Raw genomic sequence first — 17,735 nt, 5'->3', positions numbered from 1 at the left:
GCTTGCCTCGCGAGGAGCCACTATGCCGCTCCATCCCGCGCCAGCCCGCCTCGGGCGCACGCCGCCGGCAAACAGGAGGCCAGCGCCTGCTCCAGTTCACGCAGACCCGCAGGTTTCACCAATACCTCATGCATGCCGGCCCGCAGGCCCGCCTCGCGATCCTCGGCGCGCGCGCCGGCCGTGTAGCCGAGCACGGGAACAGCGGCGCTTTCGCCTGAGCCCGCACGCAGCATCTGGATGAACCCGGCGCCGTCCATGTCCTGCAACACGTCATCGCAAACAACCAGGTCCAGCCGGCTGTCACGCGCCAGCGCCACGCCTTGGGCGCCGTGGTCGGCCACCAGCACCTCATGGCCGAGGAATTCCAATTGGCTTTTCAGCAGCAAGCGGTTGCCGGCCTCGCTTTCGACAACCAGCGTCCGCAGCCCGGCGGCCGGCCGTGGCGCCAAGCCGGGCGCGGTGTCTTGCGCCACATCGCTTGATGGGCTGGGTCCCAGCGCCAACGGCACACGCACATGGACATGGGTGCCCTCGCCGACAGCGCTGGAAATACGGATGGTGCCGCCTATGCGGTGCACCATCTGCTGGCAGTAGTGCAAGCCCAGGCCAGCGCCATCGGGAGAGGCGCTCAGTCCCGCTTCATAGCGGGACTCCGACAGCTTCTGCTGTATGTACGGCTCGATGCCGCTGCCGGTATCGATGACGGACAGCGTGACCCATTGCAGGCCGTCTTCCAGCGGCGCGCCGTCCAGGTGTATCCGGACCCCGCCGCGCGCCGTGTAGCGTATGGCGTTGGACAGGAAGTTGTTGAGCAGCTGACTCACCCCTTTCGCATCTGTCAAATGACAGGCGGCGACCTCGGGAGCCACCTCCAGCGTCAGGCTTATGCCTTTCTCATAGGCACTGGGCGCGAACAGCGCCACCACGTCCGCCGCGACCCTGCGCAACGAAATGGGGGCGCTCGTGCACGGGAGATCTCCCGTCTCCATTCCACGGATATCGACAATGGAAGGCAGCAACTGGAGCAGCGACTGGGCGGAAGACCGCACAGTCGCCAGCATCTCTTTCGATTGCCGGGGAGTCGCGGCATCGCACAAAGCCATCTCCAGCAGCCCCGCCATGGCGTTCAAGGGATTGCGCACATCGCGGCTGACCGCCGCGAGGAATCGGGTCTTGGTGTCATTGACGCGCTCTGCCCTACCGCGCGCGGCGGCCGAGTCGTCCAGCGACTGGCTATGGCCGAGGAAATACATCCCCTTGGATATCATGCCTATGACTGCGCCGTGCACACCGAACAGCGGCGTCACCCGCCCCCCGTATGGCGCCTTGATGCCGACCGTTTCCACCTCATTGTAAAAGTCATAGGAGCGCGCTGCGCCAGTAGCCATCGCAGTCTGGTACTCGCGCACCAAGGCCGCCACGCTAGCCGGCATCGGAAGCTGATCCTTCTCATCGCGGGAAAGGAATTCCAGATCGATGAATTCCGGCCTCACCCATCCGTTCCGGACCGTGATATCGACAAAGCGCTGCATGCCCGCGCTGGACGCGACCATGCGCAGCGACTTGTCCCGCACGGTGATATCCACGGGCGCGGCGGCAATCAGGCGGCCGACCTGCTTCAGGCGCCGCAGCGGATCCCGGTCTTTTCTTGCGGCGCGCCGCAATACTCCCCCGGCCGACAAAAGGGCGAGAAATAACACGCCGCTCAACACCCAGGACCAGCTTGTGGCCGCGGCATGCGGCTGCAAGCGCTCGGCAACGATAGGCGCGCCATACGCGCATAGAGCGATGAGAATCGCGGCCGTCCCAACCGCTATCCGGGTGCGGACGACGCCGCTGCGCTGCATAGCGTTCGCAAGAACTTCCGGCTTCATTCTGGGGAGGGTCGGTGGTCGTGCCTGTGGCTGGATTTGGTACGCGCTGCGCAGCCGCGATTTTATCGCAGAAGGCTTGCCACAAACCCATTGCACGCGTCCGCGGCCCAACAAAATCCACGAAACGTTGCTTTCAAATCACGGCCCAAAACGGCCCAAAAAATACCAATTAAATCGCCTCATTTGGACAATATTGGCAATTATTGGCAAGAATCGCCGATCATCTTTTTCATATGAAATTTCATACAACAAGAAGGGAGGATTCCTACATTTCACAAATTCTGATTCTTTTAACTTTCGGTTGCCGACGAAATGCAGGACGCGGGATCCGGAGGAGCAGACGAATTGAATATCTGGCTGCGCCTTTTCATCAATATCCGAATTGAATGTTGATAACAGCCGGATTGCACGGAAGTTAATTCCTGAAAACCCATAGACAGCATTTCGAAAATCGGCCGCCATCTGTTTTCAATAATTTCCAGGCGGCGTTTTTGATTATTAATCGACTCAGGATATTTACTTCCATGAACAAGAACACGATTGCCAAGTTTGCCCTGCTTGCCACCGCGGCAGCTGTTTCCCAAGCCGCCCTGGCCGCAGACGGGACGGTTAATTTCGTCGGCGAAATCGTCGATGCGCCGTGCGACGTTTCTCCCCAAGCAACCAACCTGGTCGTTCCGCTTGGAAAAGTGTCGCGGACCACCCTGGACGGCGCCGTGGGCAAGTACTCGACGCCCGCGCAATTCGAACTCCAGCTGGCCAACTGCAGCGCCACGGCCAAGGGCGCAAGCGTGACCTTCACCGGCACCGCAGACACCATCAACACGGACACGTTGGCCATCGGCATCGGTGAACTTGGCTACGCCACCGGCGTGGCCGTCGAACTGCGCGATGCCGCGCAGAAAAAAATCAAGCTGGGAGCGGAGTCCCCCGACTACACGCTGCGCGCCGGCACCAACAATCTGAAGTTCGGCGCCGTCTATGTATCGACCGCCAACACGGTCACCGTCGGCCCCGCCAACGCCACCGCGCAGTTCACGGTCAACTACAAGTAACGCCGCTACGCCGGACCGCTAGTCCCTCACGGCGAGGGGCTGGCCGCAAGCCTCCTCGCAACAGGCGGTTCCACGAGAACCCGATGGCTTGCGAGCACAACATCGAGATCCCCATGCTGAAAGACATCGCGCAACGGTTCGTGCACAAGGCGCGACCCTTCATGATTTTCGCCCTGGCGGCCACGCTGGCCCACGCCAATGCGGCAGCCGGCGTGCTGGTCGGCGGCACCCGCGTCATTTTCAACGAGAAGGACCGCGAGGCCTCCATTCCCGTCAAGAACACTGGCGTGTCCCCTTACGTCGTGCAGGCCTGGATCGATGCCGGCGAAGGCAATGCCAAGGCGCCGTTCGTGGCCAGCCCGCCGCTGTCGCGGTTGGATCCGGGCCAGGAAAACGTGCTGCGCATACTGCGCCTGGCCGGCAATCTGCCCCTCGACCGCGAATCGGTGTTCTGGCTCAACGTCAAGGAAATTCCGGAAAAGAGCCAGGACGAAAACGTGCTGCAGATCGCGGTGCGCACCCGCATCAAACTGTTCTACCGGCCGTCGGGCCTGGCAGGCCAACCTGGCGAACAGCGCCAGCAATTGCAATGGGCTGTCGTCTCCGGCGGCAGGGGCGCGGTGCTGAAGATCGCCAATCCGTCCGCCTATCACGTCACCTTCGCCACGCTGACCATCAACGGCGGCCAGCAGGAGATCAACGGCGGCATGGTGTCGCCTGGCGGCGTGCTGGAGTACCCCTTGTCCGGGTTGTCCGCGCCCAGGGACGTAGACGTCGTGTTCACGACCATCAACGACTACGGCGCCGAGACCCCCGAGGAAAAAGTCCGAGTGCCCAGCGCGCAGGTCCCGGTCCACGTCAAGGCCGAGCTCGTCGCGCCTGCCGCGCGTTAACGCCCGGAGCACGCAATGAATGGCGTATCGCAGGGTCGCATGCCGCCTACCGCGGCATTGGCATCGCTGTTGCTGGGCCTGGCCTCCTTCTCAGGCCAGGCCGCCGAGCCGGCGGGCACTGTCTTCAATCAGGAATTCCTGGGCACGGGCGGAGACCAGCCGCAGGCTGACCTGTCCATCTTCAGTTTCGGCAACAAGGTGCTGCCGGGCGAGTACCTGGCCGACGTGTTCGTCAACGATCAGTCCATGGGCAGGAGCAGAATCCTCGTCGAAACCCAGGAAGGCCAGAAGCAGCCTTCGGTCTGTCTGACTCGCAGCCAACTGGAGACCTGGGGCGTCAACATGGCCGCACTGCCCGAATCCGCTGGCGTGGACGGCGCCTGCGTGGACCTGCCCGCCCTGGTGCAAGATGCCGCCGTGAACTTCGATGGCGGCAAGCAACGGCTGCATCTGAGCATTCCGCAAGCCGCGCTCAAGCGCTCGGCGCGGGATTCGGTCGACCCGTCGCGCTGGGACAAGGGCATCACCTCGGGTCTGCTGGATTATCAGTTCAACATGTCGCGCCAGGGCGGAGGAAATTCCTCCAGCCGCGGCGCCGAATCACCCTACACGGCCTACGCCGGATTGCGCGGAGGCCTGAACTTCGGCGACTGGCGCCTGCGCCACGCCTCCAACTACAACCGCGGCACCAACGGACGCGGAGAATGGCAGTCGCAGGAAACCAATCTGCAACGCGACTTGCGCTCGATCAACGGCCAACTGCTGCTCGGCGATGGCTACACGCCCGGCAACTTTTTCGACAGCGTGCCGTTCCGCGGCGTGCAGGTCTATTCGGACGACGCCATGCTGCCGGACAGCATGCAGGGCTATGCGCCGACCATACGCGGCATTGCCCAGACCAACGCCCTCGTCACCGTCAGGCAGAACGGCTACATCGTGTACAACGCCTATGTCGCGCCCGGCGCCTTCGTGCTGGACGACCTGTACCCCTCCTCCTCCGGCGGCGACCTGGAAGTCACCATCACGGAAGCGGACGGCCGCCAGAACCGCTACGTGCAGGCCTATGCCTCCGTGCCCACGCTGTTGCGCGAAGGCACCTGGCGCTACAGCGCCACCGCCGGGCGGTATCGCAACGCCTACAGTTCGAACGAACGCGAGCCCACCTTCGTGCAGGGAACGGTTGCCCGCGGCCTGGGCCAGGAGTTCTCGCTGTATGGCGGCGTCACCGCCGCCAGCATCTACCAATCCGGCCTGGTGGGCGTGGGCAAGAACCTGCGCAGTTTCGGTGCGATCTCCCTGGACCTGGCGCATGCGCGCACCTCCACCGAGCGGCTGAAAACCCAGGGCCAATCCGTGCGCTTCCTGTATGGCAAGTCCTTCGATGAATCCGGCACCAACTTCCGCGTCGCCGGTTATCGCTACTCCACCAGCGGCTACCGGACCTTCCAGGAAGCGACCGGCATCGACGATTTCGAACGGGGCTACAGAATGCCCAGCCGCCGCAACGAACTGCGGTTCGAGGTAAACCAGTCGCTGGGCTCATGGGGCTCGATCTACGCGTCGGCGCGCCAGCAGTCGTACTGGCAGACGAATCAGAAGGAAAGGCTGATCCAGGCCGGATACTCAGGCTTCTACCGACAGGTCAGCTACAACGTCCAGGTTGACATGAACACCGGCCGCAACGGTTCGAACGACCGGCGGGTCATGCTGTCGCTGTCGATTCCGCTGGGCACCTCGCGTAGTAGCGCTCAGTATTCCGTAATCACCAGCAACAATGGCCGGACCAGCCATCAGACCAGCGTCTATGGCTCCGCGCTCGAAGACGGCCGGCTCACCTACAACCTGATGGCCGCCACCTCCAACCAGGAGAGCGTCAGCAGCACCGGAAACGCCAGCTACCTGTCCAGAGTCGGCCGCTTCGACCTGGGCGCGTCGCAGGGGCGGAACTCCAACCAGATCAACGCGGGCTTGTACGGCGGCATCGTTGTACATGGCGGCGGCGTAACGTTCGGCCAACCCCTGGGCGAAACCGTGGCGCTGGTGCGCGCGCCGTCGGCAGAGGATGTGCATTTCGAATCGCATCCGGGCGTCAGCACCGACGCCGGCGGCTACGCCATCGTACCGAGTCTGAGTCCGTACCGTTCCAACCGCCTGGCCATGATCACCGCGGACCTGGGCGACACCGTGGAAGTCAGGAACGCGGCGGTGAATCTGGTGCCCACCCGCGGCGCGGTGATACAGGCAGGGTTTGAGACGGTGGTGGGCTATCGCCTGATGCTGACGCTGACCCGCAAGGACAACAGCGTGGTGCCGTTCGGCGCGCGCATCGACAACGAAGCGGGCGAGGAAATCGGCATCGTGGGGCCGGACGGTCAGGCTTTCGTGACGGGGGCACAGCAATCCGGAACGATACAAGTGACCTGGGGCCGCAGCGCCAAGGATAGCTGCAGCGTGTCCTACAGCTTGCCGGAAGAGGAACGTCCCGCGCCCATACGGGAAGTCAGCTACATGTGCCAGTGACGCACCTATTGAAGATCGCAAAACATAGAACGGACACGAGATGAAAGAGCATCAGACCACTAAGAGCAATCGTTCAGGCGGACTTCTGTCGTTGGCCTGCCTGGCGCTAATGTTGTGTGTGTATGCGCCGCAAAGCCAGGCGAAATGCACATTGGGAAAAGGGCTAGACAAGAATGTGATCAATATCGCATTGGGCACCATATTCGTGCCAGCGAATGCAGAAGGCACCCTCAGCCGCACAATTGCCCGGAAGGAATTCCCCGTCTCGCACGACGACACATCGATCGTTACCTGCGACAGCGGTGGCGATAGTTCGTTGATCGGCACCGTCCACAAGGGAGTTCAACATACCAGCGGCAACCGGATCTACTCGACGAACATTTACGGGATCGCAATTCGAATAGGCTTCAAGCCTTGGCCTGGCCAGTCACCCATGCATTTTCCATTTTCAAAAGCTAATTCTGAATGGAGTACCAACAGTAAATGGATGGTAACCGTCGAACTCTACAAGTCCCATGACAAACCGGGAAACGGTCCTCTCGATGAAGGGATATATGCCTCCATGTACACATCGGACGACCCGCACAACGCTCTGCGAGTAGTAGTCAGCGGACGCGCCACCACCATCAGCTCCCCTTCCTGCTCCGTGTCCGACAAGGATATGAAGGTTCAGCTCGGCAAGGTCTGGAAAAACATGTTCAGCTCGGTCGGCAGTACGGCAGCCGAACAACGTTTCAGCATCAAGCTGAGTTGCTGGAAAGTCGAACCCGAACTGAATTCCGTGTACCTGCGCATGGACGCCACGGCCGACGCTTCAGGCGCGCCGGGCGTGATCGCCCTGACCTCCAACACCAATGCCGCGACCGGCGTCGGCATCCAGATCCTGGACAAGGACCGCCAGCCGGTCGCCTATCGCCAAAGCGCCTTGGTGGGCGTATCCAAGGACGGCGTCTACGACGTGCCGTTCTACGCCCGCTACTACCAGACCGCAAGCCAGGTGACCGCGGGCGTCGCAAACGGCACGGCCACCTTCACGCTTGAATACAAATGAGCCCTTTCGCCCCCGAACCACAGGCCATCGATCATGAAGAAAACCACTTTCAACCACACCGTCCATGTCTGCGTCGAAGCGATAGAACCGGCTGCGGCGCTGGTGCAGGGGCTGGGCGACCGCGCCCAGATGGTGTGCCTGACCCAGTCCGCCGCCAGATTGCAGGAGCAGCTGGCCGAACCCGGCCTGCACCATGTCGTGTTGCACGGCAGCGCGGAATGGCTCGCCTCGATGCTGTACGCGCGCCGCGGCCCCTATGTCGCCGGACTGGTGTTGATGATCACCGCCAATGACTCCTCCAATACCAGGGCCGAACTGGTATGCGCTGGCGCAGACGCCTGCCTGTCCTCGGATGCGGGTATCGACGAATTGCTGGCGGCGCTGAGCAGCCTGGAACGCCTGTCTTCGGCCTTGCGCGCGCGTCTGCAGCGCGAAGCCGTACCCGCGCAGGAGGCGCAGGCACGGCAACGGCGAGCCCTGACGGGGACCGTCGCGAGCGTCCGCGTCACGCCGGTCCGCGAGTGGGCGCTGATCGAGACGGAGAAGACGCTGCGCGCGCCGGACAGCGCCGGCAAGATTGCGCTGAGCAACAAGGAATACGCGCTGTTGTCGTGCCTGAGCGGTCATGACTTCCGGTATCGCAGCATTGCCGACCTCCACCGCGAGGTCTGGCCGGACGCCGCCGGCCGCCCCGCGCACCTGCAGCGCGCCATCGTCTCCAGCGTAGTCGGCCGCCTGCGCCGCCGGGCCCGGCTGGCGGGGATCGAACTGCCGCTGCGCACGAGCTATGGGCAGGGCTATACGTTTGTTCATCCGCTGAGCAGCGCAAACTAGCAGCGGCCGCCAGGCGCCGCGCAGCAAAGGCGGCGGCAAACTCACCCTCGACGCAATTTCGTATTCCTCAGACGCGGAAATCGATGTCTTCCGACTAAATTTCCCGGCCCTGCCCCATACAGTATCCGTACTCGCCGGCATGCGCTGATTCGCGCATGCGGCCGGCGGGTATGAACCGCCATATCACCGCATTCGCGGTGCCTGGCCTTACGGAAATCCCTCAAGAGATCGACGCTCTCCTGACGCGCAAGGACCCTGGTCCGGCCCGCGCCCGGGATGGTTTCGATCGCCGCGGGCAAGCCTAGCTTCAAAGGAAATACAACATGAAACGCAGTCTCGTCGCCTCTCTCCTGGCATCCGGAGCCCTGGTCTCCGTGCTCGCGCCAGTACCCGCCCATGCCGTCGACGGCGTCATCAATTTCATGGGCGTGATCCGCGCACCCGGTTGCGATATCAACGGCAACACGCCTGGCCTGGGCAACACGCAGACGGTGCAGCTGGGCACGCCCACTCCGGAAGAAGTGGGCCTGGGCAATGCGGTCGAAGCCGAGTTCCAGCTGAACCTTGCTGGCGGCGCAGGCTGCACCGATGGCAGGAAGGTCCGCATCATGTTCGACCCGACCAACGGCACGCCCGCGGGCAACCTGGCGCTGCTGGACGCCGACCGCGCCCCCAACGTCGAGATCCAGATCCGCAACAACGCAACGGGCAACACCTCCGTCATCCCCATCGGCGGTTCGGAAACCACGCCGCAGATCGCCACAATCGCGGGCAGCCCAGGCTCCGCGGAACTGAAGTACGCCGCCAAGTACGTCGAGGTCGGCGGCGCGGCGGGCGCCGGGTCGGGCGCGTCGAGCATCAAGTACCTGCTCTCCTACAACTGAGCGCGGGCCGGTCATGGCGCCGATAGCGTGCATCGTTTCATCCCTGGCGGCCGCTTGCGCCATGACCCTGTGCGCCTGGGCGGCTCCCGCCCGGGCCGGGCTCGTGCTGCAAAGCACCCGCCTGGTCATTTCACCAGAAACCCGGGACGCGACACTGGCCATCCGCAACGCGGGCGCCGGCCCCGTGCTGGCGCAGAGCTGGCTGGACGACGGCAATGCCGATACCTCGCCAGTGGACATGCGCGTGCCTTTCGTCCTGGCGCCAGCGGTCGTTCGGGTGGACCCCGACAGTGGCGCGGTGCTGCGAATCTCATATACCCGCGAGCCGCTGCCTGCCGACCGCGAAAGCCTGTTCTATCTCAACGTGCTGGAAACGCCGCCGCGCGACCCGAACGACGCCAATGTGCTGATCTTCCAGTTCCGGTCGCGCATCAAGGTGTTCTTCAGGCCGGGTTCGCTGCGCCCCCATGTCCAGGCCGCACCAGGGCTGCTGACCTGGAAGCTGAGCGGGCAGGCGCTGGAAGTCACGAACCCGACGCCCTACCACGTGTCCTTCGCGAGCATCGATCTGATCGCGGGGGGCAGGCGAACCGCCCTGGAAGGCGGCATGGTGGCGCCCTTTGACAAAACGCGCTTCGCCTTTCCGGCACACGCGCCCAAACCTGCGGGCAAAGTCTCGGTCCAGTACGAGGTCATCACCGATTACGGCGGAACCAGCAAGAACGAGAAGACCGTTACCGAATAAATGCGCGGCGCAACTTAGACCTGCGCATCACAGAGCTGACACGTCCCGATGGATTACCCACACGCAAGGGCTTGCCCCCGCTTGCCAAACCTCGCTCGTCCCGCGAACCCGCGCCCGGCCGCGTTCAGGTCGGCATCCGGCCTTTCTGCCGCGCTGCTGGCGGCGGCGGCCTGGGCCGCGCCCGTACATGGCAAGCAGGCGTTCTTCGACCCGCAGATGATGTTCCAGGGCGCCGGCGGCACGGCCATCGACACGAGCCGCTTCGAACGCGGCAACCTCATGGAGCCTGGCCTGCACCGGCTGGACATCTACGTCAACGGACAGTGGCGCGGCGTGGAGGAGATCCAGTTCCGCCTCCTGGCCGGCAGCGACGGCGCCACGCCCTGTTACGACGGCGAATTGCTGGCGCGCCTGGGCCTGGACACGGACAAGGCCGCGCGCGGCGACGGCATGCTTGCGCTGTCCGCGACTGCAGCCTGCAGCGAGTTGTCGCACTACGTGCCCGGCGCGCAGGTCAAGCTGGAGGCGGCCGAGCAGAAGCTCTACCTCACCGTGCCCAAATACTATCTGCGCCTGGCCACGCCTGGCGCCTACGTGGATCCGTCGAACTGGGACAGTGGCGTGACGGCGGCGCGACTGAACTACAACAGCAATCTCTTCACGTCGGACAGCCGGGGGACGCAGACCACGCGCGGCTATGCCGGCCTGAACGCCGGCATCAACGTGGGCGCATTCAGGCTGCGCCACTACGGCAGCGCCACCTGGTCGCCCGGCCACGGCGCCAGCTATCAGCGTGGCTATACCTACCTGAAGACAGATGTGCCGGCATGGAAGTCGCAGCTGCTGATGGGCGAAAGCTCCACCGAAGGCGATCTGTTCGACTCCGTGTCGTTTCGGGGCGTGCAGCTGGTCAGCGACGAACGCATGCTGCCCAGCGCGCTGCGCTCCTATAGCCCTACGGTGCGCGGCACCGCCAACAGCAATGCCCAGGTATCGGTGTACCAGCGCGGCTATCTCGTGTACGAAACCACGGTGGCGCCCGGCCCCTTCGCGATCGAGGACCTGCAGGCCGCGGGATACGGCGGGGACCTGGACGTGCGCATCGTCGAGGCGGACGGCAGTTCGCGCAGCTTCGTCGTGCCCTTCGCCACGACGGTCCAGCTGCTGCGGCCCGGCACCAGCCGCTACAGTTTGACCGCCGGGCGCGCGATAGACCTGGGCATGGGCAGCAGCTCGCAGTATCTGCTCCAAGGCACGTTCAAGCGCGGGCTGGGCGACATGTACACGGGTTACGGCGGCCTCGCGTTCACCCGGCACTATGGCTCCGTGCTGGCGGGCGCCGCGGTAAATACCCAGATTGGGGCATTCGCGGCCGACGTCACTCTGTCCCGTGCCGATCTGCCGGACGAAGGCACCCGCACCGGCGCCAGCTACCGCCTGTCGTACAGCAAAAACCTGCCCAACAGCGGCACCAACTTTTCGCTGCTGGCCTACCGCTATTCCACCAGCGGCTTCGTGGGCCTGCGCGAGAGCATCGCGCTGCAAGGCACGCCGCAGCGCTACCGCTGGTTCGGCGACTTGGGCCGCACGCGCGGCCGGTTCGACGCCAACATCAGCCAGCAGCTGGGCGCCAACGGCGGCAACGTCTATTTGTCGGGTTCGGCCATCCAATACTGGCAAGGCCACAGCAACACCATCAATTTTGCGCTGGGCTATAGCAACCGCTGGCGCGACATCTCCTATTCCTTCGGCGTGCAGCGCATGCAGAACCTCGCCACGCGCACTTCCTACCGGGGCGGCGGTCGGGACAACTCCACCCTGATCACCCTGAATCTCTCCATTCCCCTGGGGCGGGCCGAGCGCGGCGCCCCCACGCTCAACACCTATTACAGCGCAGACTCGCGCGCCGGCGCCAACGTCACCACCTCGGTCGCCGGCACGATGGGCGAATCCGACCGCGGCACCTATTCGGTGTCGGCGTCTCACGCCAGCCGCGAGAACGCCAACTCGGCAAGCGCGAACATCGGCTACCGCCTGCCGCAGGCCTGGGTGGGTGCGGGCATTTCTCAAGGCTCCGGCTATCGCCAGGCATCGCTGAACGCATCCGGCGGGGTGCTTGCCCATGCCGGCGGCGTGACCTTCTCGCAGACGCTGGGCGAAACGGTAGCGCTGGTCCGCGCCGACCACGCCGAAGGCGCGCAGATCGGCTATGGCGGCGATCGCCTGGACGGCCGCGGCTACGGCGTCGTCGCCAGCCTGAGCCCTTACCAGCTCAACACGGTCGACATCGATCCGCGCGACATCCCCGACGACGTGGAGTTGCAGGCCAGTTCGCGCAATGTGGCGCCGCGCGCTGGCGCGGTCGTGCTGCTGTCCTATCCCACCCGCGTGGCGCGGCCGGTACTGATCGACGGCCGCCAGGCCGACGGCGCCGCGTTGCCCTTCGGCGCGGAAGTGCTGGATGCCGCCAACGACAAGCCGTTGGGCGCGGTGGGCCAGGGCAGTCGCATCGTCATGCGGGTGGAACAGGACCGGGGCCGCGTCATCGTGCGTTGGGGACCCGGGCCACAGCAGCGCTGCGCCATCGACTACGCCTTGCCGGAGCGCGCGCGGCAGCGCGACCAAGGCTATGACGAGCTCTCCCTCACATGCGCGCCGATGCCGGCGGACGGCGGCGGGCCAGCGAGCCCCGGCCCGCTGGCGCGTCGATGATGCGCCTGCGATCCTGCCGGGCGATTCTGCGCGCATGCGCGCCGTGCCTGGCCGCCGGCCTGCTGACGACCACCATGGCGGCCTGGGCGCATGCGGGCCTGAGCGTGATCGGCACGCGCTTCATCTACCCGGCGCAAGCCAGGTCGCTGACGATACGCACCGGCAACTCGGGAGACGCGCCCATTCTGGTGCAGGCGTGGCTGGACCAGGAGCAGGCGCAGACGCGCACCGACCCCAGCAAGCTGTCCGCGCCCTTCGTGCTGACCCCGCCGGTCTACCGGCTGGATGGCGGCGAGCGCAGGGCGCTGGAACTGCGCTACACGGGCGGGTCCCTGCCGCAGGACCGCGAGTCGGTGTTCTGGATCAACTTCCTCGAGATCCCCTCGCTGCCGCCATCACGCCGCAACCGGCTGCAGCTGTCGGTCCGGCTGCGGATGAAGATCCTGTTCCGCCCCCAGGGACTGCAAGGCAAGCCGCGGGAGGCTCCGGCACATGTCAGGTGGAAATATGGGCGGACAGGCGACGCCGCCGCGCCATGGCAGCTGGAGGCGCGCAACCCCACCCCTTTCCATGTATCGCTGGCGCGGCTGGAGATCCCCGCGGCAGCCGGCATGCGGCGCCTGGAGGGCTTGACGCTGCCGCCCTACGCCACCAGCCGGTTCACGCTGCCCGCCGGCCATCAACCCGAGGCAGGCTCAACCACGCTGCACTATGAGGCGGCCGACGACGCCGGCGCCCTGGTCCGCGGCGTGGCGACGCTCGCGCCCGCAGACTGAGTCCGGGCAGGTCCCGGCATCCAGGAGAACACCCGATGAACAAGCCTCCCATTCCCGCGCTCACTCACGGCCCCGACCGCCCGGCACGGTCCGCCATCGTCCTGCTGGCCGCTGCGGTGGCGCTGCCATGCGCCCCGGCCCGCAGCGAACTGGTCATGAATCGCCCCGCCATCCACTGCAGCCAGTCGAATCAGGCCGGCGGCCCCTGGCGCGAAGTCTCGCCGCTGACCAGTTCCTCGCAGATCGGCGACGTGCTGTTCGAGCGGGGAGCCGGGCTCTTCAACAACTTCCAGTTCGGCTCGGGAGTATCGCCAGGCGTGCTCCACGAACTGGTCGCGGCGGCGCAATGGGGCCACAACGTAGGCGTGGCCGCCGACGGCACGGCGCAGACGAACGTGCCCGGCATTGGATTGCAGGTATCCGTCATGGGCGCGGATGGCGTCGAAAGACGGATCAAGCCCGGCGCACTGCCCGTGGTCGTGGACAAGCGTCCCGTGTACTACGACACCTCCGGGTCGGCATCGCAGAAGAACTCCACCGTCACCGAGTACATCCAGCGCCTGGTACTGACCGACTCCGCGGCCAACCTGCCCAGCGGGGAACTGAAAGTGACTGGAGTAGACCCCAACATTACGCTGATGCTCTATGCGGTCAACTATCAGCAGGGCAAAGTGGGCTACGGCGAGGTCATCCAGAGCTTTCCCGTGTGGACGCCGGGTATTGCCGGCGTCTGCGGCAATCAGCCCTTTTCCTACCAGGGCACGGGCGTCATCGGCATCGGCGGCGGCACCGGCGTGATCGTGCCCAACAAGTGCGAGGTCGGCGCCTATCGGACGATAGCGGTCTCGCTGGGCGACTTGCCCATCTCCATTTTCGACACGCCGGGGGCCACCTCGCCTTCCAAGGAATTCTCCATCGTGCTGAGCCAATGCAGCGCCGCGGCCAAGCCGACCATTACCTTCGCCGACAAGTACGGACCGAACCTGGATCCCTATGTGCTGAGCCTGAAGCCTGGCTCGGAAACGGCCGAGGGCATAGGCATCGCAATGATCGACGATACCGCCAATACTCCCGTCCGCCACGGTATCGCGTATGACATGCAACGCGTCGGCGACCAGGCCGTGCTGGCGCTGCGGGCCCACTACATCCGCACGGCGCCGGCCGACGGGATGGTCAAGGCCGGCATCGCCGACGGTAGCGCGGAGTTCACCTTCGAATTTCCTTGAGATGGCTGCGCCTCTTGCGAACAGGCCATAGACGCAAGCGCCCACGGCCCTTTTCAAGCACCGCCAATCAACGTTCGACGATGCCGTGGTTCAAGCCCACTTGCGGCACCAGGGATGCCAGTCCGAACGTGCTGTTGGCGCGCATCACCCCATAGTTCGCACCGGCCAGGCCGCCATAGGTGTGCGAAAGGGAGTTGACGAAGTTCACCTTGCCGCTCGCGCTGGAATAGGTGATCGCGCCCTGGTTGAGGCCCGCGATGCCGCCAAGGTAAGCCTGGCCGGCGCCGCCAACCTCCCCCGCGGAAGACGACTGCAGGACTTCCCCCATGTCGCCGTTCTCGCCCACCACGCCGCCGACATGGCTGTTGAAGCTGCCGTAAACATTGCCGTTGGCCATCGCTGAAACGATAAAGCCCCGATTGGCGCCAACCAGCCCTCCTACCGCGCTGTTCTTCCCCGCCTTCACGTCGCCGCTGGCGTTGACCGTCGCCAGCGTCCCGGTGTTGTAGCCGACCAGGCCCCCGGTGTAGGCATAGGCCCCGCCAGCAACCTTGCCGCGGGCGACCGAGGCTTCTATCCTGCCGCTGTTGTAGCCAACCAGACCGCCCGCGTGGCCGCCATTGCGGGTTTGGCCGGCCTTGACTTCGCCTCCCGCTTCTGCCGTATCGATGCGGCCGTCGTTGGCGCCGACCAGGCCGCCCACATTGACGCCATACACGGCCGTCACGTCGCCCGCGGCCGTGACATCCGCCAGCAGGCCGCTGCTGGTGTTGCGTCCGGCGAAGCCGCCGGTCGATCCGCCGCCCTCGGCACTGACACCGCCCTCAGTTGCCGACCCGGAAATGCTCCCGCTGTTCAAGCCCACCAGGCCGCCCGTGTAGGCGTTGCTGCCGTTCTGCACCCACCCAGTAGCGAACGAGCGCTCGATGGCCCCGCCCAGGTTGTTGCCCACCAGTCCGCCCACGCTGTGGCCAGCGCCCGTGGCCTGCGTGCCCGCGTGGCTGGAGGCGTCCGCGACCAAGCCGCGATTCACACCAACCAGACCACCCATGCCACCCAGCTCATCGCGCTGCATGACGCCCGATACGGCGTTGTGCGAGACGCTGCGCGTGATGGTGCCGCGACTCGATACGGAGTTCAGGTTCTCGCCCGCCAACCCGCCGAGCGCGACCGTGTGCGAACCCGCGTACACGTTGCCCGCGACGCTGGCCCGGTCGATGCTGCCGCCGACGTTGGTGCCGACCAGGCCGCCCACCACATTGCGGTGGTACGAACTGCCCTTCACGTACATGCCGGTAGTGGACACGTTGATGATCTGGCCTGAGTTGTAGCCCACCAGCGCGCCCACCGACATGGACGCCACGCCGCTGGACGGCGTATTCACCTTCATCGACGCCAGGTTGATATTACGGATGCTGCCGGACGATGCGGCAAACAGGCCCACATTGGGACCGGCTCCGCTGACCGAGTAGCCGCTCAGCGTATTGCCCAGCCCGTCGAAGGTACCCGAGAAGGTGCCGTGCGAACCGCCTATGGACTGGATCGCGCCGCGACCGCTCAGGTTGTTGCCCAGCACGTACAAGCCGCTCAGATTGCGGTCGATATCCTGAAGTTGAGCGAGGTTCTGGATAACGGCGTAGCGCTGGCCATGCGCGTGGAACGAGGCGCCCACGCCGGACAGCGTGATCGACGCGCCTTCGCCCAGCACATGGCCGCCTGGCGCCTGCAAGGACAATGCGCCATTGATGCCGCTGATGGCTGTCTTGCCGTTGAGCGCGATTTCGCCGCCAGCGGACATGGCGATGGCGGCGTTCTGGCCGGTCGCCGTCAGGTCTCCGGTGACCGCAACATCCCCCGCCGCGATCAAGCCTAGCGCGTTGCCGCTGCGCCACGCGACCGGACCGTTGAGCGCGACATCGCCCGCAGTGCCTTCCAACACGATGTTCGTGGCCGCGAGGTTGCTGGCGATGGTGTCCGCATGCACCGTGGCGTTTGCCGCGCTGGCGTTTGCACCCACGGCCACGTCCGCCGAGGCGATGCGCCACGTTCCGCTATCGCCATTCAACGCCCGCGCATCGACCTCGGCGCCGAGCCGCACTGTCACCTGCTGCCCGCGGATCTCTACCTCGCCCCCATTGCCATGCGAGGCAAGCGCGCTCGCATTCATCTTGCCGGCAGCCACCACCAGGCCGGCGTCGCCGCCATCCAGCGTAATCTTGCCGCCCTGACCCTGCAGCGTCTTCGCTTCGATGATACCCTGGCTGTTGACTACCGTGCGCAAGGCTGCGCCGGCAGCCTTGGCGGTCATCAGCACCTGCCCGCCGTCGGCGCTCAGCATGCCGCCATTCTCAGCCAGGGCGGACAGCGCGGCGCCATCCATCCGCAGATCGAGCAGGCCGTTGCCGTCGAAGTTCACGGTGAACGTTCCGCCTGCCGCCAACGCGATCCGTCCCAGCCGCGCCTGGATGACACCCTGGTTGCTGACCTTGGCGCCCAGCAGCGCGACACTGCCCCGATCGCGCGCCGCGATCACGCCCTGGTTCAGCACAGCGGCCTCCGACGCCCCCGTGAAACGGTAGTTGCCCGCGTTGAAATCCGCGTCGGAAAGCAACTTGGTCGAGGCAACCAGGCCACCCACATTGACCTCCGCGCCCTTGCCGAAGACGATGCCGTTGGGGTTGACCAGGAAGACCTGGCCATTGGCGTCCATGCGCCCCAGGATCGAACTCGGCGACAGGCCATTCACTCTGTTCAGCGCGATGGAACTGCCGCCCGGCTGGTTGAAGGCGACGCGTTCATCGGCGCCGATATTGAAGCTGTTCCAGTCGATGATCAGCTTTTGCGTGTGCTGGTTGATCGACACCTGCTTCCGGTCCAGCGTATTGTGGATATCGCCGATACCGTTGCCGGCCGCAATCGTTCCGCCCGTCGGCGCAGCATGCGCGGAAGACAGGCCCGCCAAGCCGATCAGCGCCAGCGCCGCGACGCTGCCGCGCCTGCCGCCCCCCTTTTTTCCGTGACGCCGCACGGACTCGCGCGTCACGCTCCAGCATTGTCTGGCCTCGTTCCATACCAATGCATATGTCTTGTTCATGATTGCCTCGCAAGAGTGGCGGGTCCGCCGTCATGGCAGGCTGCGCCGGTTGGGAAAATTGCGCGCGTGCT

At 65.1% G+C, this 17,735-nt stretch carries 12 protein-coding genes; 10 read left to right on the top strand and 2 right to left on the bottom strand.

The features are described 5' to 3' along the window. Nucleotides 1–20 precede the first annotated feature (20 nt). On the bottom strand, nt 21–1,874 hold the full coding sequence (locus tag AC3WOB_RS02170; protein ID WP_492274031.1) for a hybrid sensor histidine kinase/response regulator: 1,854 nt from the start codon (nt 1,872–1,874) through the stop codon (nt 21–23). 524 nt (nt 1,875–2,398) lie between these two features. On the opposite strand from AC3WOB_RS02170, the gene AC3WOB_RS02165 reads away from it, so the two are divergent. The 10 genes from AC3WOB_RS02165 (at nt 2,399) to AC3WOB_RS02120 (ending at nt 14,570) form a co-directional block, all read left to right on the top strand. Beyond that, a complete protein-coding gene (locus tag AC3WOB_RS02165) occupies nt 2,399–2,929 on the top strand; it encodes a fimbrial protein (RefSeq protein ID WP_013396618.1) in 531 nt (176 codons plus the stop codon). A gap of 83 nt (nt 2,930–3,012) precedes the next feature. Then, nucleotides 3,013–3,822: a fimbrial biogenesis chaperone gene (locus tag AC3WOB_RS02160; RefSeq protein WP_013396619.1), complete on the top strand. Its 810-nt coding sequence runs from the start codon at nt 3,013–3,015 to the stop codon at nt 3,820–3,822. Nucleotides 3,823–3,837: 15 nt separating this feature from the next. Continuing rightward, nucleotides 3,838–6,342 (top strand): fimbria/pilus outer membrane usher protein, encoded by a 2,505-nt coding sequence (locus AC3WOB_RS02155; RefSeq protein ID WP_492274030.1) that lies wholly within the window; start codon nt 3,838–3,840, stop codon nt 6,340–6,342. Nucleotides 6,343–6,382: 40 nt separating this feature from the next. Beyond that, nucleotides 6,383–7,393, top strand: a complete 1,011-nt coding sequence (locus AC3WOB_RS02150) for a fimbrial protein (protein WP_492274029.1) — start codon at nt 6,383–6,385, stop codon at nt 7,391–7,393. Nucleotides 7,394–7,426: 33 nt separating this feature from the next. Then, on the top strand, nt 7,427–8,227 hold the full coding sequence (locus AC3WOB_RS02145; RefSeq protein ID WP_492274028.1) for a winged helix-turn-helix domain-containing protein: 801 nt from the start codon (nt 7,427–7,429) through the stop codon (nt 8,225–8,227). A 323-nt stretch (nt 8,228–8,550) separates the two neighbouring features. Next, entirely contained in the window at nt 8,551–9,111 is a 561-nt protein-coding gene (locus tag AC3WOB_RS02140; RefSeq protein WP_013396623.1) for a fimbrial protein, read from the top strand. Between the two features lie 13 nt (nt 9,112–9,124). Next, nucleotides 9,125–9,856, top strand: a complete 732-nt coding sequence (locus AC3WOB_RS02135) for a fimbrial biogenesis chaperone (protein ID WP_492274027.1) — start codon at nt 9,125–9,127, stop codon at nt 9,854–9,856. Nucleotides 9,857–9,937: 81 nt separating this feature from the next. Then, nucleotides 9,938–12,568, top strand: a complete 2,631-nt coding sequence (locus AC3WOB_RS02130) for a fimbria/pilus outer membrane usher protein (protein WP_492274026.1) — start codon at nt 9,938–9,940, stop codon at nt 12,566–12,568. Beyond that, nucleotides 12,565–13,344, top strand: a complete 780-nt coding sequence (locus AC3WOB_RS02125) for a fimbrial biogenesis chaperone (protein WP_492274025.1) — start codon at nt 12,565–12,567, stop codon at nt 13,342–13,344. The genes AC3WOB_RS02130 and AC3WOB_RS02125 overlap by 4 nt, the downstream gene beginning before the upstream one ends. Before the next feature lie 35 nt (nt 13,345–13,379). After that, nucleotides 13,380–14,570 (top strand): fimbrial protein, encoded by a 1,191-nt coding sequence (locus AC3WOB_RS02120; RefSeq protein ID WP_492274024.1) that lies wholly within the window; start codon nt 13,380–13,382, stop codon nt 14,568–14,570. A 67-nt stretch (nt 14,571–14,637) separates the two neighbouring features. On the opposite strand, the gene AC3WOB_RS02115 is transcribed toward AC3WOB_RS02120, so the two are convergent. After that, nucleotides 14,638–17,664 (bottom strand): two-partner secretion domain-containing protein, encoded by a 3,027-nt coding sequence (locus AC3WOB_RS02115; protein WP_492274023.1) that lies wholly within the window; start codon nt 17,662–17,664, stop codon nt 14,638–14,640. Nucleotides 17,665–17,735: the final 71 nt, after the last annotated feature.

It is taken from the genome of Achromobacter sp. FW305-C-30-7 (assembly GCF_058783105.1).
The sequence above is the reverse complement of the archived record's forward strand: the minus strand, read 5'-3'. Positions and strand labels throughout refer to the sequence as shown.